This window comes from Roseburia sp. AM23-20, assembly GCF_003470905.1.
GTDB classification, from domain to species: Bacteria; Bacillota; Clostridia; order Lachnospirales; family Lachnospiraceae; genus Roseburia; species Roseburia rectibacter.
Genome location: NZ_QRHS01000006.1, coordinates 131639 through 154158 on the forward strand (window position 1 = coordinate 131639; position 22520 = coordinate 154158).

Below are 22520 nucleotides of genomic sequence, written 5' to 3' on the forward strand. Positions count from 1 at the left end.
ATTAACCTTTAATTCCGGATGCAGCAACAGATTCCTGTACCTGCTCCTGTGCAAAGCAATATACAATGATTGCCGGAACCACTACGAGTGTGAGTGCCGCAAACATTTTCGTGTAATCGTACGATAATGACTGGTTAAAAAACTGTAATGCAACCGGCAGCGTCCTGTTCTTCTCTGATGATGTAAGAAGTGATGCATAGAAATATTCATTCCAATTGCCGAGAAACATTAAAATTCCAGCGGTAGAGAGACCTGATTTCGCAAGTGGAAGATTGATCATAAAAAATGTACGGAAAAACCCTGCACCATCAATCGTAGCAGCCTCATCCAATTCTTTTGGAACTCCCATAAATGCCGATTTCAAAATGAAAATCGACATTGCAATACCGCTTCCCAGATATACAAGGATCAAACCTGTTTTGGTATCATACAGATGCATGGAATTGATCAGCGAAAAAATCGGCTGTGCTTTTGCATGACCCGGAACAAGCATTGTAATTGTAAATAGTGCAAAAATAAGATTTCTTCCCGGGAACTCATATTTCGCCAATACATAGGCCGCCATTGCAAAACAGACCAGGGATATCACCGTAGATATCAGCGATATCATCAGCGAATTGCCAAAATAACTAAAGAAATCATATTTCTGGAACAGATATGTGTATGCCTCTTTTGCTGTTGTAATACCTGTTGGCAGTGTAAATGGTCCCTCCAGAATCTGTGCATTCGTTTTAAAGGAGGATAATGCCACCCATACGATTGGGAATACACTCAGCATAATAACAATGAATTCTGTTCCATAAATCAGGATATTTGTTAATATTTTTTTTATCACATTCATGATTGTTCCTCCTAGTAGATTGAATCATTCATACGGAATGCCTTTGTTACAATGTACATAACCAGTAAACCGATCAGGAACATGATCACACCGATCGCATTGGCAAATCCGTAGTTGTAATCTGTGATCGCACGTACCAGCAGTACAGATAAACTCATCGTATCATCACCAGGTCCTCCGGCTGTCGTAAGTGCGATCGCTTCATACATGGAGATACGTGATGTGATAGAACATAACATTCCGGTTCCTATGGAGATCCGGCAAAGAGGAAGTTCCACGAAACGGATCAGCTGCCATCCATTCGCTCCGTCAAGTTTTGCTGCTTCGATCAGTTCTTTTGGAATCGCCATTAAATCATTCAATACGATCAATGTGACAATAACTGCATAAAACAGCCATGTAAGGGTAACTGCCCAGAATGCATATGGACTCTGGTAGAACCACTGCGCCGAAAAATCTTTATCAAATACACGTATCACTGAGTTTAAAACACCCATCTGGTCATTGAAAATAAACCGGTAGATCAATGCCCACGCTGCTGCTGAAATAATATTTGGTATCATAAATACAGAACGTGTGAATTTCCATCCGTGAGGCTTCAGATATAAAACAAATGCCGTGAGCACACCAAATCCTACATGGAACGTCATTGCAATAGCCGACCATAAAATCAGGTTTTTGATCGATGCTGCAGAAGCACTGTTGGTAAAGAGTTTTATATAGTTACTGATCCCATTAAAAGAAGGATCATTAAATCCATCCCATTTTGTAAATGATGTTGTAAGCATCACAGCGATCGGCTGTACATAAAACATCACAAATATAATGATTGTCGGAAGAAGGAATGCGTAAATCCATTTAAAATTTTTAACCTGCACTTTTCCGTATTTTTTCTTTTTTGTCATAATATTTCCTTTCCTTTCAGAAATATCCATTATTTTCAGATACATTCCGCGTTCAGAAGGCAATCTTCTGAAGAAAAGGGGGGAATCAATTTGTCCGTAAATGATCCCCCCTCCATGATTTCATCGATTATTTGTCGCCAGCTTCAGCGGCTTTTGTTGTAAGAGTCTCACAGAACTCTTCCGGAGTAATCTGTCCATTTACTAACTGCACAAGATTGGTACCAAATACACTGGTTGCTACGGAATCAGGCATAATAGTTTTTACATTAGGAACGATATTTGTATCAGATGTCAGTAACTCGGCCTGCTGTTTTACCAATGGTTTTTCATCTAACTTCGAAAGAAATTCATCGCTATAGGTAAGATTCGGTATCTGGCATCCCTCTGTAAGTGCAAATGTCTCTAACTCATCTTTTGAATAAATAAATGCAAGAAATGCTTCTGCACATTCTCTCTCTTCATCCGTACCACCATTGGTAAGCGTCCATCTGCCAAATACTTTTGTATCACAGATTGACACATTGCCAGGATAATAATCCGCATTTACATCCGCTCCATTAAATCCATTAGACCAGTTATCAGAAGCACTGTCCACGAATTCGGAGTTCATCCAGGGACCATTGCAGATAACGGCTGCCTGATCAGACATGAATGCATTGGCTGCGTCTGCATATGCTGCACCAACTGCATTAGAGGATGCATTTGTTTTCCAGATCTCTGTTAATTTTGTTACAGCATTTACGAATGCCGGCTCTGTGTAATCGTAGCATTTGGTTCCTTCATTCGATTGAAGCCATTCTTTACCGCCATCTTCATTTGCGATCAATGCCGTTAAAAACAATGCTGATGTCCATGCATCGTCAACTGTCTGGAACGCTAATTTGTTGTCACCAAGAGAACTGATAAATTCATCCATTGTCATGGATGAAACTGTTTTCTCCGGTGAGTACAGTGCTGAGTTATAGTATAAACCCACGTTAGAAAGTGTGACCGCCGGCACACTGATGATATCTCCGTTCTCCTGTGTACAATATTCCACAGAAGAATCTACACAAAGCTCTTTGATCTCCGGATGTTCATCCAGAAAATCGTTCATCGGATAATACAGTTTTCCCGGAATCATTGCTGTCTGGATCCATTCTTTGTCAGGTGTCTGGATCAGTGCCGGAAGTGCATCAGACTGTGCCAACTGGCTGATCTTGTCTGTATAAGATGCCTCAACGACTTCTTCTAATTCAATATGATATTTTCCTTTGTTTGCCTCATTAAATCTCTCAACGGCAGGTTCAAAATATATAGCACCCACATTCTCTCCGACAAAATAGGTCGGGATTGTAAGTGTGATCTCACCACCGTCAGATGCGCTCTCTGTCTTTCCTCCCTTTTCGGTTGCTGATGCACTGTTATCACCGCCGTTTGAGCCACCGCATGCTGCAAGGGACGCTGTCATTGCTGCCACAAGTAAAATAGATACAAATCTTTTCTTCATATGTATTCCTCCTGAAATATTAGTATAAAGTAAAAAACTAAAACGTTTTGGTAACTGATAAATGAATCATATCCCAAAACGTTTTGGTTTTCAAGTCTTTTGTGCATTTTTTTGTTTTTTCATCATGTTTCACGAATTTTATTGTTTACTTTTATATAATTTTCACAAGCTCATTTCTTTGTTGATGCGCGTTTCATAAGTTTGTATTCCATTGGTATCCAGTCTGGTACACGGTTTCCTTCAATCATGCTGATGACCGTATTCGCACACGCTACGCCCATTTTGTAAGGATACTGCTTAATCGATGTAATCCCTCCGTGAATATACTGTGAAACCGTATAATCATCAAACCCTGCTATTGCTACATCATCCGGCACCCGTACTCCAAGCTGTCCCATGCCTTCAATTGCTCCAATCGCAATGCCGTCACTCACACAAAAAAAAGCATCAATCTCCGGATAACTTTTTTTTAATTCTATTGACTTTTGAACAGCTATTTTCTGCTCAAACAGACAGTCCTCGATCCATTCTTCCCGGATATGGAGTCCGTGTTTCTCTAATGCACGCCTGTATCCACACTCTCTGCGTTCTGACACCTGCGCCATCTTCTTACCGGAAAGCATTGCAATATTACGGCATCCATTCTCAATAAGATGCTCTACTTCTTCAAAAGATGCTTTCTCATTATCAACGGAAACCTCACATACATGATCGCTTTCCAGCGCAACATCCACAAGGACGCAGGGAATCTCACTGTTTTTAATCTGCTCATAGTACGGCATATCCATAGCGAGCCCGTCAACTATGATTCCAGTCAGTTTCTTTTTCTTGCAGATCTGCCCAAAACTGATTTTTATCTGCTTGTTTGTCGGCATTGTAAGAATCGTAAATTCATACTCCATTTTCTGGGCAATCTTATAAATCCCACTCGTAAGTCCAAACATAATACCGCTCGGATCTTCTTCCGGCAATTCTCCGGCAAGCAGCAGTGCAATTGTCTTCTTCTGTATGCCTCTTAGTGAACGGCCAGCCTCATCCGGCATATAATCCAGTCGTCTTGCCACCTCCATGACTTTCTGTCTGGTCTTTTCACTCACATCTTTATAGCCGTTCAGTGCATGGGATACCGTAGTCAGTGATACTCCTGCCTCCTGTGCGACATCACGTATCGTCGTTCTTTCATTCAGATATAACTTTCTGTCTTTCGCCATATGATCCCCCATTGCATTACATTTTTCAGTGGTTTGTAACCATCTTATCACATTTTATCATGATATTCCAACTGCAAAGTAAGCAATTCCATCCATATTTTTCCTGTTTATATTACTTGTAATTCTTATTTTGCAATGTCCAGTAAATCTTTAAATGTAGACAGCTTATAATCTGCTTTGTCATAACCTGCCGCATCGCCGATCGCAATTGCTGTCATATGACCGGAAACTGCTGCATCAATTCCCGCATATGCATCTTCCACAACACCGCACTCTTCCGGCTTCAAGCCAAGAAACTCTGCTGCTTTTAAGAAAACTTCCGGATCTGGTTTGGATTTTTTAATATTTGTTCCATCCGAAATTGCATCGAATTTGTCGATAATTCCTGTTCTCTCAAGAATATATTTTGCATTCCTGCTTGATGATCCGATTGAAAGCAGATAACCCCTTCTATGCAGCTCATCTAAAGTTTCTTTCACTTCATCACTGACATCTGCCGGTGTCATCTGCTCTAAAAGTTTTTTATAAATATCATTCTTCTCAACCGCCATCTTCTGTTTATCCTCATCGCTTAACAGAGGTCCCTCATATCTTTCCAGAATAATTTCCAGGCTATCCATACGGCTCACTCCGCGCAGCCGGTTATTGATCTCCTGATCGAAATAAATACCTTTCTCATCAGCCATCTGTTTCCATGCTTTATAATGATACTGATCTGTAAACACGATCACCCCGTCCAGATCAAAAATAAGTCCTTTTAATGACATTTCTACACCTCCATACTTTCTCTCGCTCTTAGTTTTCCGATATCATCCTGTGTGTTTTCTCTCTTGTCTATGTTCATGCGTCCAGTTACCAAAACGTTTTGGTAAATTTATATTATCATCCTCTATTTTAAAAATCAACAACGTTTTGGTAAATTGTCAATAAAATTCATGTACTGCAAAAACTGCGGTTGAATTTTACAGCAGACAAGCCTTTCTTTCCATACTTCCATCCGGCGAAACAAAAACACCGGCAAATCTGTTTATATTGGTATTGAACGATTTGTAGTAAATAAAGTATAATGTCCATAAGCTCATTTTGACACCTATCAAAATACAAAGAAAGGAACACTATGAAAACAGGACTTGTAGTAGAAGGCGGTGGTATGAAATGCGCATACAGTGCCGGCATTCTGGATAAATTTTTAGACGATGATATCACATTTTCCTACTGCATCGGCGTATCTGCGGGTGCTGCAAATACGCTGTCTTATCTTGCAGGGCAGCGGGGACGTAATCTCCGTTTTTATACGGAACATCTAAGTGATCCGCGCTACTTAAGCGTACGAAGTTTAGTACATACTGGAAACTTATTCGGTCTGCAGTATATTTACGGGACACTGACAAATTCCGATGGGGCAGATCCGCTTGATTACTCTGCCGTCATGGAAAATCCGGCTGAATTTTATATGACTGCAACCGATGCAGCAACCGGGCGTGCAGCTTATTTTTCCAAATATGACATTATCCGCGACGATTACCGCACGGTTATGGCAACCTGCGCTCTTCCCGGTTTCTGCCGTCCTGTAAAAGTAGGGGAACATTTTTATTATGACGGCGGTGTTGCCGATTCGATTCCGCTGCACCATGCGATCGAACAAGGCTGTACCAAAATGGTCGTTATCCTCTCAAATCCAAGGGACTTCGTAAAAAAACCAGAGGCACACCGCCCGCTGTATAAACATATGCTGCATAAATATCCGAAAACAATCCAAAGCATCGACAACCGGCATATTAATTATCAGGCATCCATCGACCTTGCCTGCCGGCTAGAAAAAGAAGGCTATGTTTTTATCTTTGCGCCAAGCCGCCATATGCCGCTTAGCACTTTCTCCAAGGATGCTGCCTTAGAACAGGATCTTTATGATCTCGGAGTTGCAGATTATGAAGCCCGCGCAGAAGAGTTGAAATATTTTTTGAACTAATTTATCTTACAAATAAAAGGACTTTTACCACTATGACCAAAGATCTTACCACCGGAAAAATCATGCCGATCCTGATCCGCTTTACGATCCCGCTCGTGCTCGGCAACCTGTTCCAGCTTACCTACAATGCCGTAGACAGTATCATTGTCGGGCATTTTGTCGGAAAAGAAGCACTTGCCGCTGTCGGCATCTGCAATCCGATTTCCACTCTGATGATCCTGTTTTTAAACGGACTGTGCATGGGTGCCAGCATTTTAATGGGAATGCAGTATGGGGCAAAAGATTACGACACGCTGCACCGCCAGATCAGTACCACCATGCTCTCCGGCGTTATTTTTTCGTTGATCTTATCCACAGCATGTATCCTGTTTGCAAGACCGATCCTGATCTTAATGCAGGCGGATGCAGGTATTTTATCCCTCACAACAGAATACTTACAGATCATCTTTTTAGGATTGGTCTTTACTTTTCTGTACAACTTTTTTTCGAGCACACTGCGTGCACTCGGTGACAGCAATACCCCGCTTTATTTTCTGATGATCAGTGCCGTTTTAAATATTTTAGGGGATCTGTTTTTTGTTGTCGTGTTGAAAGCCGGCAGCAACGGCTGCGCGGTATCTACCGTGCTGAGTGAAGCCTTATGCTGCGTTTTCTGTGTCATCTATATCCAGAAAAAAGTGCCCTTATTAAGACTCGGAAAAAAATGGCTGGTATTTGACCGCTCGCTCTTAATGCGCACGATCGCCTATGGCTGGACATCCGCATTACAGCAGGCAACTGTACAGCTTGGAAAACTCGGCATCCAGGCAATCGTTAACACCATGGGTGTTTCGGTTGCAGCCGCATTTGCGATCGTAAACAGAATTGACGACTTTGCCTACACACCGGAACAGAATATTGCGCATGCCATGACTGCCCTGATGGCACAGAATAAAGGTGCCGGAAAAAAAGACCGCATGCGGGAAGGATTCCGCTGCGGTATGATTCTTGAAATTATATACGGGCTTATTGTATTTGCACTTTGCTTTTTATTTGCAAGAGAATTTATGCTCTGCTTTATCAAAGATGAGGAAGTCATCGGACACGGTGTCATCTACCTGCATCTGATCTCCCTGATGTATATACTGCCGGCTGTCACAAACGGGATCCAGGGGTATTTCCGCGGTATCGGCGATTTAAAGATCACACTTATCAGCAGTTTTGTAAATATGGGAATCCGCGTGCTTGCCGCCGCACCTCTCGTCTTTAAAATGCATCTTGGTATTGAGGCACTTCCATATTCCTATCTTGCAGGCTGGATCGCCATGCTGATCGTGGAGTTACCGCTTTTGCTGCGCAAAGTACACAGCAAATAAACAAGAAAAAAGGACTCTATCCGTTTTGGGGATAAAGTCCTTCTTTTTCTATTTTGTATCTATGCAATTATCTCTTCAGGCACATTGTCTGATTCTCTCGCTACCATCCACAATCTGTCACTTTACGCGCGCAGTCAGATGGTCTCCTTCCACGTCAATCAGGATCGTATCGCCTTCCCTTACCTCATCTGCAAGAATCAGTTTTGCAGAAAGTGTCTCCACATGTTTCTGTAAGAAACGCTTTAACGGTCTTGCACCGTAAACCGGATCGTATCCGTTGTCCACGATATACTGCTTTGCCGCATCTGTCAGCTCTACTGTGATCTCACGGTCAGAGAGACGTTTGTTGAGATCTGTGATCAGAAGGTTGATAATGTTGCCGATATTGCCTTTTGTGAGCGGCTTGAACATGATGATCTCATCGAGACGGTTCAAAAATTCCGGACGGAAATGTCCTCTCAGTTCATTCATGACTGCCTCTTCACACTCCGGATTGATATCTCCGTTGTCATCAATTCCTTCGAGCAGATGCGCCGAACCAAGGTTTGACGTCATAATAATGATCGTATTCTTAAAGTCAACGGTTCTGCCCTGCGAATCTGTGATACGTCCGTCATCAAGTACCTGTAACAGCACATTGAATACATCCGGATGTGCTTTTTCCACCTCATCAAACAGTACAACAGAATATGGTTTTCTGCGGACTGCCTCGGTGAGCTGACCGCCCTCATCGTATCCGACATATCCTGGAGGCGCTCCGATTAAACGGGAGACGGAATATTTCTCCATATACTCACTCATATCAAGACGCACCATGTTAGACTCGTCATCAAACAGGCTTGCCGCAAGTGCCTTTGCGAGCTCCGTCTTACCAACACCGGTAGGTCCTAAGAACAGGAACGAACCGATCGGCTTTGTCGGATCTTTGATACCTGCTTTGGAACGGATGATCGCTTCTGTAACCTTAGTGACACCCTCGTCCTGTCCGATGACACGTTTGTGTAGTTCCTCATCGAGATGAAGTGTCTTGTTTCTCTCACTCTCCGTCAGTTTTGCAACCGGGATACCGGTCCAGCGGGAAATAATACGTGCAATCTCCTCCTCGCTGACATTTTCATGTACCAGGGAAAGATCACGGTTCTTTACTTCCTCTTCTTCGGCTTCCAACTGTTTTTCTAACTGCGGTAATTTGCCATACTGCAATTCTGCTGCTTTTTCCAGATCATAATTCTGCTGTGCGGTCTTGATCTCATTTTTGACTGTCTCGATCTCCTCACGCAGTTTCTGGACTTTTTCTACCGATTTCTTTTCATTTTCCCACTGCGCTTTTTTCGTATTAAACGTATCGCGCAGTTCTGCCAATTCTTTCTGCAGGTCAGCGAGACGCTCCTGGCTTAACCTGTCTGTTTCTTTCTTTAATGCGGTTTCCTCAATCTCAAGCTGCATGACACGACGGTTTAATTCATCAAGTTCTGTCGGCATGGAATCAAGTTCTGTCTTGATCAGGGCACATGCCTCATCCACAAGGTCGATCGCTTTATCCGGCAGGAAACGGTCGGAAATATAACGGTTTGAGAGCACTGCTGCCGATACTAACGCAGAGTCTGTGATCTTTACACCGTGGAACACTTCGTAGCGCTCCTTTAAACCACGCAGAATGGAAATCGTATCCTCAACCGTCGGCTCATCCACCATAACCGGCTGGAATCTTCGCTCTAACGCTGCATCTTTTTCGATATATTCACGGTATTCATCAAGTGTCGTTGCACCGATACAATGCAGTTCACCACGCGCAAGCATAGGTTTTAACAGCTGTCCGGCATCCATTGCGCCGTCCGTTTTTCCGGCTCCGACGATCGTGTGCAGCTCATCGATAAACAGGATGATCTGTCCGTCAGAATTTTTGATATCATCAAGAACCGCTTTCAAACGCTCCTCAAATTCACCACGATACTTCGCACCTGCGACCAGGGCACCCATATCCAGTGCAAATAATTTTTTATCTTTCAAGCCTTCCGGCACATCACCTTTTACGATACGCTGTGCAAGTCCTTCTACCACTGCGGTCTTACCTACACCAGGTTCACCAATCAGCACCGGATTATTTTTTGTCTTACGTGAAAGGATACGGACTACATTCCGGATCTCATCATCACGTCCGATAACAGGATCAAGTTTCTGCTCTTTCGCACGCGCTACCATATCGTAACCGTATTTTTCAAGAGTATCATAAGTAGCTTCCGGATTGTCCGAAACAACACGCTGATTGCCGCGCACCGTTGAGAGTGCCTGTAAAAACCGCTCTCTCGTGATTCCGTACTCTTTGAAGATCTCCTTCATTGCCTTGTTCGGGTATTTTAACAATGCAAGAAAAAGATGCTCCACGGAAACATATTCGTCTCCCATCTGCTTTGCCTCGTCCTCTGCATGGATCAGCACCTTATTTAAATCCTGACCGACATAGACCTGACCGCCGGATACCTTTACCCTTGCAGCAAGATGTTTCTTTGCGTTATCCAGAAAATGCTCTTTCTGGATTTCCATTTTTTCTATCAGTTTTAAAATCAGTCCGTCTTCCTGCTGCAGCAATGCAACAAGCAGATGTTCCTGCTCGATTTCCTGATTGCCATATTCATATGCAAGTTTTTCACAATCATTGATCGCTTCTACGGACTTCTGTGTAAATTTCTGAATGTTCATATATCTTCCTCCCTCTTATTCTATTGTGGTCCAAACTGGACATCTATATCAAATGATGGCAGACCATCATGAGTTTTCTTTCTTAATTTATATCTGTTTTCCGTTTACAATTTGTGTTATACACCCGATTGTTAGCACTGTCAAGAGGTGAGTGCTAATTATTTTATAAAAAAAATATAAACTGTCCTACGAATACGATATGCTCTGCATCCGCAGGACTTTTTCCCTCACAATCCCCTATTCTTCTATCCGGATCACATCTTTCAGCACATAATGAAACGAAGGTGCAGACGCAAACTCATTCTCCGTATATCCCTGATTCAGATCATAAGTATCGTCCGGGTCATCCGGATCTGCCCCGACATAATCTCCCCGGAACACATCCAGTTTCCCCTGCTCAAACTGCCGGATCACTTCCTGCATTTTTTCCGCTGTGCCATCAGCAGCCGTGATTTCATTTAATTCTAACATCTGCACCCAGTCTTCTTCAAAACCGGCACCAATATCATTTCCATTGACCGTTCCTTTGATACTTTTCTCAATCACACGGTCGTTTAAAACTGCATCCACAGCTCCCATCATATAGGGTTCCCAGTTGATCTTGCATCCGGTAAGATAAGTGGTCGGCGCCACATCTTCCATACTCTGGTTATAACTTACCAGATAAACTGGAGTTCCCACAGCAGTTTCCTCACACGCGGTAGCGGGACCTGCAGTATCCGAATGCTGTGATATGATCACACAGCCCTCATCAATCAGGTCTTTGGCATACTGTTTTTCCGTCCGGTAATCATTCCATTTATTGGTATAACGCACTGTCATCACCGCTTCCGGTACAACCGATCTCACTCCGAGCAAAAATGCCGTATATCCGGAGATCACCTCCGCATAAGGATAGGCTGCAACATATCCGATCTTTGCCTGTTGCTCCGTAATCACGCCTTCTTTTATCAGTTCTTTCATTTTCATCCCGGCTGCCACTCCCGCCGTATACCTTCCCTGATAAATTTTCCCCATGAATGTATGATAATTTTTTAAGAGGGGCTCTTCATTTGCATTCGCACATGTTGCCATACAAAACTCGATCCCGGGATATTTTTCTGCAAACTCCTTCGTAACGGTTCCATAATTATAACTGGTCGTAAAAATCAGGTCACACCCGGCATCCACAAGCTGCTGTAAGTACTCTGATTCCGTTCCCTCCGCAACATTATTGAGTGCAATGACTTTTACCTGATCCCCGTATTTTGTCTGGATTGCCTCCTGCGCATCAATAAAATTGCTGGTATATGCGGTACTCGCATCTCCAACATACACAAAACCAACAGTGATCTCTTTTTCTTCGTCTCTCAGAAAGTATACAGATGCCGACACAAAAGCAATCACAACCAGACAGGTGCACAATGTCACAAGATATACTTTTTTCACCTTACTCCTCCTCTTTTTCCCTGCTATGATCTGCATGTGCATGTTCTTTGTACAGACTGCATATGTCAATCTTTCCATTGTCAATCAGTCCTAACATAACATCGACAAGTCCTGGATCAAACTGCGTTCCCCTTCCATTTTTCAGTTCCTGTATCACATAGGTCATATCCAACTGTTTCCGGTAAACGCGATTCACCGTCATTGCATCAAATGTATCTGCAATTCCGATAATTCTGGCATTGATCGGGATTTCTTCTCCTTTTAACCCGTGCACATATCCTTTTCCATCATATCTTTCATGATGATATAAGGCCCCCTCTTCCACATGGTCTACGATTGTGAAACTCTTTAAGATTTCCGCACCTTTCGTCACATGCGATTTCATAATTCCATATTCCTCGTCCGTTAATTTTCCCGGCTTATTTAAAATCCGGTCGGGAATACCGATTTTTCCGATATCATGTAAAAGCGCTGCCCTTTTCAGATCCTCACAGCTTTTCTCATCAAACCCAAGTTCTTTTGCGATCAGTACGGAATATTCTGCCACACGCTCAGAATGCTGACTCGTCCTTACATCTTTAGCGTCTACCGTCTTAGCAATCGTAAGTACCGTCTCATTCCCCATTTCCAGCTGCTTTTTTACCAGTTCAATCTCCTTTTTCTGAAGATTGATCACTCTCTGCACCTGTGTATGAAAAATCATCCAGGTCAGATAAGCTACTGCTAACGTAAACACTGCCACTATATAAACCACAAACCACCAGTGATCGTAGATCTCTGCCTTTTTTTCAATGGTATACACACTTTCCACTACCGGATTCTGTCCCTTATGATCCAGCACCGCAATATGAAATTTATAGGTTCCTACCGGAAGATTTGTATAAATCACTCTGGACATCTCACTTTGGGACATCACCTGCGGCTCACTGTCATACCCCTCTAAGTAAACACTTACATAAGGGATATTCACGGAATAATTGATAATTTCCGGAAATATCTCAAGCTTTTCTGCTCCCCTTTCCAGATAGATCACCTCTCCACGTCTGACAAAATGCGATACATCATCTATTTTTACGGATTTCATCTGCATACGGTAGGAACGGACAGAAACCTCATAATTTTTAAGATTCATACAAATCACTCCCGTATCTGTGGAAAAATAGAAATTCATATCTTCATCTACATAATTCCATGCATTTGGTGTCAGCGCCCAGTTAAGCCCGGCATCACTGTTTAACAGTTTATACTCTAATTTCCTCCCGGACAAAAGCTCCTCTTTATCCACAACATAGATCCCCGCTGACCCTGGTATAAACAAAGTATGGTCGATTCCCTCCACAATATCATAATTATTATAATAAGGAAATTTATCAAGACTCCTGATTTTTCCTTCCGTATCCATGTAACAGATTCCATTACTTGTTACAATAAATACACCTCCATCCTCATTTTTCACCATACGGAGAATCACCTCTGAGCTTAATCCATCCTCTTTGTTGTAAACATCATTCACTTTTCCATTTTTTATCACCGCGATTCCATTTCCATCCGTGCCGGCAAATATGGTTCCGTCTTCCTGTTCTAATACACAAAGAATCTTCGGTACCGTAAGTCCATCTGATTCACCGGTCACTTTTGTAATCTCCCCATCCCGGATAAATGTAAGTCCCGCATCTCCTGCCGCAAGTATCGTCCCGTTTTTTAGTTCTTCGACGGTACGGTATTTATTACCATTTGCCCCACTGGCATTATCATAGACAAAAGTCTCTCCTTTTGCTGTAATCTCATAAATGCCCTTTCCCGTTGTGCAGATCCACAAGTTTCCACAGCTGTCTGTCCGAATACATCGTATTCTTGTGCCAGCTAAGGTTTCCGTAACATCATCCGTATATTCTTCTCCGGTCTCTTCATCCATTACCTCTAATCCGCTGTCCGTTCCTATATAAAACCTGTTCTGCCATTTCGTAACTGAATTGACAACTTGATTTTCCTGGATAGCTCCTGTCTGCAATGATGTAAATACCGACTTACATAAACGAAGAACGCCAAGCCTTGACGATGTAAACCAGAGATTTCCCTGATAATCCATCAGCATATGATCAATCGAACTGTTGAATGTATCTGTATTTATCATTTTAAAATCTGTCTGTTCTACAAAATATCCCACTCCGTTATCGGCACAGACAAACATGGCTCCGTTATCTAAAAAATACAGTGACTTTATATTTGATAATTCTTCACAGCCTTTCGTTTCCCTGTATTTCCACTCTCCCGTATCACAGCCATAGCAAAGTATCTCATTCTGTGAAGTTCCGGCATACAAAAGTCCGTTTTCATCAAACTTACAGCAGGAAAAATCAGCTCCCTCGGATGGCTCCACAATATCCATGATCTTTCCCTGCCGGATAAAATACAGTTTTCCATCATCGGTTACCGCTGCAACTGTTCCATTTGCATCTGCATCCATACTTTTTACATACACAATATCTTCCATCGTCTTTTTCACATTTAATCCACCTGCTAATGTAACAATGGAAAGTGCCCCGGCTGTTCCAACATAATAATTTCCATCTGCGCACTGTGTAATACAGCGCACCGAATCCGATGCAAGTCCCTGTTTTTCAGTAATAACATTTGCAACCGTATCATTGATAAAGATGGAAAGTCCGCTGTCATTCGTTCCAACCCACAGTCTGCCTTCCTCATCCGTATACAGGCAGTTCACGGTTTTTATCGATTCATATTCATTGATCCATTGAAATTTTGTGCCATTATACCGGTACAGCCCGCCATATGTTCCAATCCATAAAACGCCATCCTTCGTCTGCACAATATCATTGGCACATCCACCCGGTATTCCATTTTCCCTGCCATAAACAGTCTGAAGATAACTACTGTAATCTTCCTGTTCTGTAACTGTTTTTGCCGTTACTGTCTCTCCCCGGATCATGCCAAGCACCAATATACAAAGAAACATCATGAGCAAAGTATGCTGTCTTTTAGATACAATTTTTTTCTGAACCAATTTTATAAGAGAAAATACTAAGACGATCGTTATAACCTTATCAAGAAAATCAAGATAAAACTGTCCCATACAGTGACTGAAAAAGCTGTTGAATCCAACTTTTTCCATAGACTCAATAACACCGTCTCCCCAGATATTCTGCGTAGAACCATCACAATACAGATAGTTAAACGGGACAGAAAGTGTCACCGATAAAACCGCTACTAAAAAACTTGTTGAAAGTACTCCATAAAGATTTTTTAAAAATCCTTTTTTCACACATATGCCGGTCGTTATGCCGACCATGGCACTGACCACTGCGTAAAACATATTTGTCCAGGAATATAAAATCCCATAGGTAAGATTTACCGTCATCCCGACCATAGCTGCACAGAAAGGTCCCAGCACATACGCCGCCGTTACTGTTCCAAAAGAATCAAGCCACAACGGCAGCTGCAGCCTGTCAGACAAAATCCTGCCGGCAAAATTTATCACTATACATCCAAGTACAAACGTGCTGATCACATACCATTTATTATTTTTCATAACCTTTTCCTCATGTGTACATCAATAACACAGGTGCTATTGCTTTATCCCAGGTAACTCTACTAATATTTTAACAAAAACCGGTAAAAAGACAACTGTTTCCGTTGATTTCATACATTAATTTTTTAATGTATGAAAGTACCGGGTTACAGGATTTCTATTTCATTTAAAATTACAATATGTTAGAATAAAGCAATCACTGTAACTTATCGAATGAAAATGGTTAAAAAATACCGTACAGGTATGGAGAATAATGTGCAATGGAGGAATATCATGGAACATCAGACAAATTCATGCTTTACAGATTATTCCTGTAAAGATTTTATCACCGTTTTATCCGGCAAGTCTCCGGTTCCGGGAGGCGGAGGTGCCGCTGCCCTCGCCGGCGCGATCGGTATCGCTCTTGGAAATATGGTCGGGAGTCTTACCGTTGGAAAAAAGACCTATGCCGCTGTGGAAGAGGATATCATTCAATGTAAGAAAAAAGCAGACGACATCACAGCACGGCTTTTAGATCTCGTGGCAAAAGACGCCAAAGCTTTTGAACCGTTAAGTGCCGCCTACGGCATGCCAAAAAGCACACCGGAAGAAATTGAAAAAAAGGCAGAAGTAATGGAAGCCGCCTTAGTGGGAGCCTGCGAAGTTCCACTTGAGATCATGCGGACCTGCGCAGAGGCGATCGATCTGATTGAAACCTTTGCCGAAAAGGGCAGTAAAATTGCCATCAGCGATGCCGGTGTCGGCGCCACGCTGCTAAAATCTGCTCTTCAGGGGGCATCCTTAAACATCTACATCAACACAAAATCCATGGCTGACAAAGAAGTTGCCGCTTCCTATAATAAGGAAGCTGATGAACTGCGTGAAACATACGAAAAGAAAGCAGATGAGATTTTCAATCTGGTCTGCACAAAGATCCGCTAAATCGGAAAACCATATATTTTTTCATCCGCTATTTGGTGACGATATCAACTGAATCAACAGAATTAAAACATCATTATTATATGGAGGTACCTATGGCTAAATTATTATCAGGAAAAGAAGTTACCGCTTCTTTAAATGAAGAGATCCGTAAAAAAGTAGAGACACTGAACGCACACCAGATCACACCAAAACTTGGCATCATCCGCATTGGTGAAAGAGAAGATGATATTTCTTACGAGCGCGGTGCGACTAAACGCTGTGAAACTCTTGGCGTTTCCTATAAAAAATTCCTGCTTCCGGAAGATGCCTCAGAGGAAATGGTTTTAAATACGATCGCACAGGTAAATGAGGCAGACGATATTCACGGCGTATTACTCTTCCGTCCTCTGCCGCGTCATTTAGATGAAAATAAGATCATCAACGCGCTCGCCGTAGAAAAAGACATTGATGGCATCACTGACCGATCCATGGTCTCTGTTTTCCTTGGAAAACAAACCGGTTTTGCACCGTGTACACCGAGTGCCTGCATGAAGATTTTAGATCACTATGGCATCAACTGCTCCGGCAAAAAAGCTGTCGTGATCGGCAGAAGTCCCGTCGTTGGAAAACCAGCCGCCATGATGCTGCTTCAGAAAAATGCAACCGTAACTATCTGTCACACGAAAACTACAGATATGCCATCCGTTGTAAAAGAAGCAGACATCGTGATCGTTGCTGCCGGGAGAGCCGGTGTCATCGACGCAAAATATCTGCGTGCCGGTCAGACTGTCATTGACGTAGGGATCAACGTAAACGAGGAGGGCAAACTCTGCGGTGACGTAAACTTCGCCGACGCAGAACCTGTTGTGGATGCGATCACTCCCGTTCCGGGCGGTGTCGGAAGTGTCACAACTTCTGTCCTGATCGAGCATGTTGTGGATGCTGCTCTCCTAAAGGCTGGATTAGACATCTTATAATTGTGCTGCACCAGTACATCATTTTTCTAAATAGCAACAGGTCACTGCACTAGAAAAAAGTCTCAACGCAGGCATAGCTTTCTACGTTGAGACTTTAAATCTACTCTCCAATCACAACTTTACAGTCCTTTTTATAGCCTAACAGGACGTCATACTCATCTATGATAATAATAACCTTTTCGATCTACAAACCAGTAGTATCCAACTCTACGATCATCTGACCGATTTTCTGCTCTTTTAACAGATAACACATATAGATTGGAAGATATGTCACAGTTCCTTCTGTTTCTACATTTCCAACGGAAAAAACATAGGCTTTCTCAAGATGATAATCCGGTATGTTCATAAAATTATCCAAAGCTTTGTGTGATTTATATGCCTTACCAGACTTAACTTCAATCGGAACAACTTTCCCATTCATTTCTATCACAAAATCCATTTCACCAATATTTTTCTTTTTACAGAAATATGGTGTAAAACCATTCGCCGTTAATTGCTGTGCGACAGCATTTTCAAAGTGTGCTCCGTTGTTCACTTCTCCGTTTTTATTAATTAATTCCATTTTTGTTTCTGCCGGATATGCACTTGTCAACAATCCAATGTCGCTCGAAAAAAGTCTGAATATATTACTGCTCTTGCTTGCTAAAAGTGGAATAACTGGTGCCTCAACATTATAAACCGGCAACGCCACACCTGCATCTTTTAACCACAAAAAACTATTTTCGTATCTGTCAAATTTCAGTTCTTTATCCAACATCGTAAATACAAACTTTTTATTCTGCTTATTTAGTTCAGCAGGAATAATGTCATATATGGACTTTAACTTAAGCTTTCTGTCCTCAATCTCATATTGGGAAAAATCCTCTTTATAAAGCGTTGTTATATCACGTTGTACTTTGTCAACCTCTCGAATATCTTTTGTTTCTATATAAGTTTTTACAGCATCTGGCATTCCTCCAACAATAAGATAAACAAAAAACATAGACAAAAGCTTCTGATGTACAAATTCGTCCACAGGACTGGCGTTTTTAAATTTTTCATTTAGCATATCTAATGTAGTTACTGAGACATTATTCGCCATCATAAATTCTTCGAAATCCATAGGGTACATCTTTAAAACAGTCAGGTATCCAACCGGAGCCGAAGCGATACCTTTCAGTTCTACCCCTAATAAGGATCCGCTCATTACATACTTAAAACTTCCCTCATCTACAAGAAATTTTATTTTAGTTACTATTTCCGGGCATTTCTGAATCTCATCAAAAAAAACAACCGTTTCATGCGATTTGCAATCTTCTGGCATGATCATTTTTAATTTAATCAAAAAATCTTCCGCACTCATCTCTGCATTTAAGTAGGAAACCATATCCGGCTGATCAATAAAATTCACTTCAAACTTAGTATATCCGCTCTTTTCAATTTCATCTCTTATGAGCCATGTTTTTCCTATCTGTCTTGCTCCTGTCACTAATAATGCCTTATTTGAATTTTTAATCCATTCGCCAATTGCAATTGAATCTTTTCTGTACATAAATTCATACCTCCAATTACACAATACACTATCTGCCCCGTTTTTTCAATCATTATCATTGCAATTTGCCCCGTTTTTAAATTTAATATAATTATATTTTGCCCCGTTTTTAACATTGCTATTCACCAAGTCTGCCCCGTTCATCAAAAAAATCCGCAGGTGCGCTCTCACATCCTGCGGATTTTTCATCTCAAAATAATTATTTTACAGTAGAAACGATCAGACTCATCTTCCCCTGCATCTCAACTTTTCCATAACCATTCGGCAGGATAAAATGATCTCCCTTCTTCACCGGGCTGCTGCCCACGATTCCATCTCCCTCTAAAACAGATACTAACAGGAACGGATACTTCTGCTCAAATTCCATCTTTCCATTTACGTCTGCCTTAAAGATCGTATAATATTTGCAGGAATACAGTTCATTCAACTGATTTTCCGGCAGATTCAATGCGGATTTTACACTGTCATCCACTGATTTAGCCGGAACCGTGATCACATCAATACTCTTTTCTACATGCAGTTCCCTCGGCTTTCCGTTAGAGAGACGGTCATAATCGTACACACGGTACGTGATATCACTGTTCTGCTGTGTCTCTAAGATCAAAAGACCACCCTTAATTGCGTGAACAGTGCCCGGATCGATCTGGATAAAATCACCTTTTTTAACCGGGATCTCACGGATAAACTCTTTCCATTTTCCCTGATGGATCATATCGGAAAGTTCTTCTTTCGTCTTTGCATTATGACCGATCACAAGTGTTGCCCCTTCCGGCGCATCCATGATATACCAGCACTCTGTCTTTCCAAAAGAACCGTTTTCATGTACTTTCGCATAATCATCATCTGGATGTACCTGAATACTAAGATCATCCCTTGCATCAATGATCTTTGTGAGAAGTGGAAAACGGTCACAGTCATAGTTACCGAATACTTCCGGATGCTCCTTCCATACAGCAGATAACTTCATACCGGAAAATGCACCGTTGCGGATCGTACCATCTCCGTTTGGATGAGCGGAAATACCCCAACATTCGCCGATGTCATCTCCCTCTACCGGATAACTGAACTCTTCTCTTAACTTTGTTCCGCCCCAGATATTATGTGTACATACCGGGTCTAAAAACAAAATCTCTTTATTTGCCTGATTCATACTAAGGATTCCTCCATTTGTCTCTATTACTTTCTGATACCAGAATGCAGAGTCCTTGACAATACGCTGCTGTGTGGCAAAGTCCACATAAATGATACCAAAACGCTGTTTATATCCGTCAGACCACTCAAAATTATCAAGAAATGTCCACAGGAAATATCCTCTTACATCCGCACCCTCGTCACTGGCACGCTGCATGGCACCAATATAGGAATCTAAAAATGTGATACGGTTCGGATCATGCACTCTGCCGTCTGCACTGATGTTATCATGGCAGGACATACCGTTTTCTGTAATATAAAGCGGCAGCGGATAACGCTCTGTCAGAAATCTGATTCCATAATAAAATGCTTCCGGCGTTACCGGCCAGTCTGATCCTGTCTTAGGAAATCCCGGTGCACGGTCTACAAATTCCGGCTCACCGTCTTTTCCTGCACGGATATAATAGCCATTGTATATATTCTGTCCCATAAAATCAAGTGGCTGATGTATCAGCTCCATATCTTCTTCTGTGATTTCCGGCAGATATTCTGCAAATTTTTCCAGTCCTTCTTTCGGGTAATGTCCTAAAAATACAGGATCGGAAAACCATGCCACATTCCAGGTCCAGTTATCCATCGGATTATAAAAACCAAAATAAACTTTCTTTGCAGCCTCGATATCTTCCGGCTTATCGGTATATGGATAAGCAACTCCTCCGGTCGGTGCATATCCGACTTTGATATCACGGACTGCATATTTTCGAAGATTGATGACCGCCTGACCATGCGCTTTCATGAGGTTGTGCGCGATCTGGAATGTATCTTTTGCCGACAGCTTTAATCCCGGTGCATGCACACCGCTTAAATGTCCCAGTCCTACCACACACTGCGGTTCATTGATCGTAATGAAATACTCACAGATATCGGAAAAGTTCTCTGCAACAACTTTGGCATATTCCCCGAACCAGTCTATCACCTCTGGATTTAACCAGCCTCCTTTTTCATAAAGAGCCTGCGGAAACTCCCAGTGAAACATGGTAATATATGGCGTGATCCCATTTTCTTTCATACATGTGATCATATCACGGTACATCTGGATTGCTTTTTCATTGACACGTCCGGTTCCTTGCGGCAGAATACGTGCCCAGTTTAATGAAAAACGATATGCCTTGATGCCAAGATTTTTCATCAGCGCATAATCTTCCTTATAATGATGCATATGATCGCAGGTCGTATACGCATTCTGATTTTCATATATCCTGCCTGCCTCCGTAAATGCATCCCAGACGTTTTTTCCTCTTCCATCGTTTGCGTCAGTTCCCTCTACCTGATAAGAACTGCTCGCAACACCCCAAACAAAATCATCCCGAAACATATTTTCTTTTCCTTTCCCAATGAGCTATTTTTCAGAGGAACCAATGACAGAAACCAGATAAAACGGCACCGCATCATCCTCATGTGTCTCTACCAGACGGACTTCCACCTTATGTACTTTATTTTCTCCATGTTCTAAGATAGTGTCAAGCTCTAATTTATCGCCCCATGTTTCATCAAAGTTTGCATCCAGACGAACTGCATGATCCGTTTCCCCATCTACGATGATCTCTGCGACCGGTGCCGGAAGTTTTACGGATTTCCGGTACTGCACCGAAACATTACAGCCTTCAATATCAAATGTGATCGAATCACCTTTCTTTGAAGCAGTCCATCCATGTTTGAAACAGTCCGTGATATCTCTCTGCGCAGATGTATCTGCCACAAATCCACTGCAGACTGCCTTTTCATCGTTGTTCCGATGACGGATGGATTTTTCATAAGTATTTTTTGTAAGAGGTGCCGGATAATCCGGTTCACTCAGTTCCTTTACATCTTCTGTTCTTACTGTGTCCAGAAAATAGGTAATAACTGATGCCACAAGTGCATGTCCGGCATCATTCGGATGCAGGTCATCCGGTGTGATATCACGGTTTTCAATATGTCCGCTAACAACCTCCGGATAGATCGTGCTCTGCATGCTGACAGCCGGAAGATCATAATGTCTTGCAATACGTCCGTGCATCAGCTGGGCATTTCCACCATTATTGTAAAATACATTATGCACCAAAAGAACTGCCGGTTTTGTTTTACTGGTATATACCTTGCGCACCAGTCCCTCATATGTTTCCATAAAATGCTCCGTGCTCTCATCATTGACAGAAAACTCAATGATCACAAAATCCGGCTCCTTCGAGAGCAGGTCATCTTCTGCACGTGCCACACCAAATTGTGATGTCGTTCCACCGATTCCTGCATTAATATAAGTAAAATCTGTCTGTGGGAATGTCTTTTTCCACCACTCATAAACATGATATGCATAACAGAGTTCCGGTTTGGTGGAAAGACTTCCCTGGGTGATTGAACCTCCTAAGAATGCAATGTTTAATGGTTCGCCGGCTTTTGCGCGGTCCATAACTTTTTTTAAGCGGTATAAGTTGCCGTGGTTGGCAATGCCGTTTTCGTATTTGATCTGATATTCCATGTTAATGTTCTCCTT

15 protein-coding genes are annotated in these 22520 nt (G+C 42.1%); 4 read left to right on the forward strand and 11 right to left on the reverse strand.

The window, feature by feature from the left end:
* Position 1 precedes the first annotated feature (1 nt).
* The 5 genes from DW650_RS07210 to pgmB form a co-directional block, all read right to left on the reverse strand.
* Positions 2 to 841, reverse strand: coding sequence for a carbohydrate ABC transporter permease (locus tag DW650_RS07210; protein WP_055195443.1), 840 nt, complete (start codon positions 839 to 841; stop codon positions 2 to 4).
* Between the two features lie 11 nt (positions 842 to 852).
* Complete coding sequence (locus DW650_RS07215) at positions 853 to 1746, reverse strand: carbohydrate ABC transporter permease (RefSeq protein WP_118209494.1); 894 nt, start codon at positions 1744 to 1746, stop codon at positions 853 to 855.
* Positions 1747 to 1873: 127 nt separating this feature from the next.
* The gene (locus DW650_RS07220) at positions 1874 to 3235 is read right to left on the reverse strand and encodes an ABC transporter substrate-binding protein (RefSeq protein ID WP_118209475.1); all 1362 of its coding nucleotides are present in this window, start codon (positions 3233 to 3235) and stop codon (positions 1874 to 1876) included.
* A gap of 170 nt (positions 3236 to 3405) precedes the next feature.
* Complete coding sequence (locus tag DW650_RS07225) at positions 3406 to 4446, reverse strand: LacI family DNA-binding transcriptional regulator (RefSeq protein WP_241070727.1); 1041 nt, start codon at positions 4444 to 4446, stop codon at positions 3406 to 3408.
* Between the two features lie 125 nt (positions 4447 to 4571).
* A complete protein-coding gene (gene pgmB, locus DW650_RS07230; protein WP_118209477.1) occupies positions 4572 to 5213 on the reverse strand; it encodes a beta-phosphoglucomutase in 642 nt (213 codons plus the stop codon).
* Between the two features lie 350 nt (positions 5214 to 5563).
* On the opposite strand from pgmB, the gene DW650_RS07235 reads away from it, so the two are divergent.
* Together DW650_RS07235 and DW650_RS07240 are read left to right on the forward strand one after the other, a co-directional pair.
* Complete coding sequence (locus DW650_RS07235; protein ID WP_117921972.1) at positions 5564 to 6415, forward strand: patatin-like phospholipase family protein; 852 nt, start codon at positions 5564 to 5566, stop codon at positions 6413 to 6415.
* A 32-nt stretch (positions 6416 to 6447) separates the two neighbouring features.
* Positions 6448 to 7770 (forward strand): MATE family efflux transporter, encoded by a 1323-nt coding sequence (locus DW650_RS07240; RefSeq protein ID WP_015521452.1) that lies wholly within the window; start codon positions 6448 to 6450, stop codon positions 7768 to 7770.
* A 117-nt stretch (positions 7771 to 7887) separates the two neighbouring features.
* On the opposite strand, the gene clpB is transcribed toward DW650_RS07240, so the two are convergent.
* From clpB to DW650_RS07255, 3 genes are all read right to left on the reverse strand, one after another.
* Positions 7888 to 10470, reverse strand: a complete 2583-nt coding sequence (gene clpB, locus DW650_RS07245) for an ATP-dependent chaperone ClpB (protein ID WP_118209478.1) — start codon at positions 10468 to 10470, stop codon at positions 7888 to 7890.
* Between the two features lie 237 nt (positions 10471 to 10707).
* A complete protein-coding gene (locus tag DW650_RS07250) occupies positions 10708 to 11898 on the reverse strand; it encodes a BMP family ABC transporter substrate-binding protein (RefSeq protein ID WP_158576218.1) in 1191 nt (396 codons plus the stop codon).
* Between the two features lies 1 nt (position 11899).
* A complete protein-coding gene (locus DW650_RS07255; protein ID WP_118209480.1) occupies positions 11900 to 15448 on the reverse strand; it encodes an HD domain-containing phosphohydrolase in 3549 nt (1182 codons plus the stop codon).
* A gap of 273 nt (positions 15449 to 15721) precedes the next feature.
* On the opposite strand from DW650_RS07255, the gene DW650_RS07260 reads away from it, so the two are divergent.
* Together DW650_RS07260 and DW650_RS07265 are read left to right on the forward strand one after the other, a co-directional pair.
* Complete coding sequence (locus DW650_RS07260; RefSeq protein ID WP_199654212.1) at positions 15722 to 16369, forward strand: cyclodeaminase/cyclohydrolase family protein; 648 nt, start codon at positions 15722 to 15724, stop codon at positions 16367 to 16369.
* 92 nt (positions 16370 to 16461) lie between these two features.
* Positions 16462 to 17325, forward strand: a complete 864-nt coding sequence (locus tag DW650_RS07265; RefSeq protein ID WP_118209482.1) for a bifunctional 5,10-methylenetetrahydrofolate dehydrogenase/5,10-methenyltetrahydrofolate cyclohydrolase — start codon at positions 16462 to 16464, stop codon at positions 17323 to 17325.
* A 184-nt stretch (positions 17326 to 17509) separates the two neighbouring features.
* Here the strand turns inward: DW650_RS07265 and DW650_RS07270 are convergent, their stop codons facing one another.
* From DW650_RS07270 to DW650_RS07280, 3 genes are all read right to left on the reverse strand, one after another.
* Positions 17510 to 18856 carry an ATP-binding protein gene (locus tag DW650_RS07270; protein ID WP_118209483.1) on the reverse strand — a complete coding sequence of 449 codons (1347 nt, stop codon included), beginning with the start codon at positions 18854 to 18856 and terminating at the stop codon, positions 17510 to 17512.
* Positions 18857 to 19055: 199 nt separating this feature from the next.
* The gene (locus DW650_RS07275; protein ID WP_118209484.1) at positions 19056 to 21362 is read right to left on the reverse strand and encodes a GH1 family beta-glucosidase; all 2307 of its coding nucleotides are present in this window, start codon (positions 21360 to 21362) and stop codon (positions 19056 to 19058) included.
* A gap of 24 nt (positions 21363 to 21386) precedes the next feature.
* On the reverse strand, positions 21387 to 22505 hold the full coding sequence (locus DW650_RS07280) for an SGNH/GDSL hydrolase family protein (RefSeq protein WP_118209485.1): 1119 nt from the start codon (positions 22503 to 22505) through the stop codon (positions 21387 to 21389).
* Between the last annotated feature and the right edge of the window lie 15 nt (positions 22506 to 22520).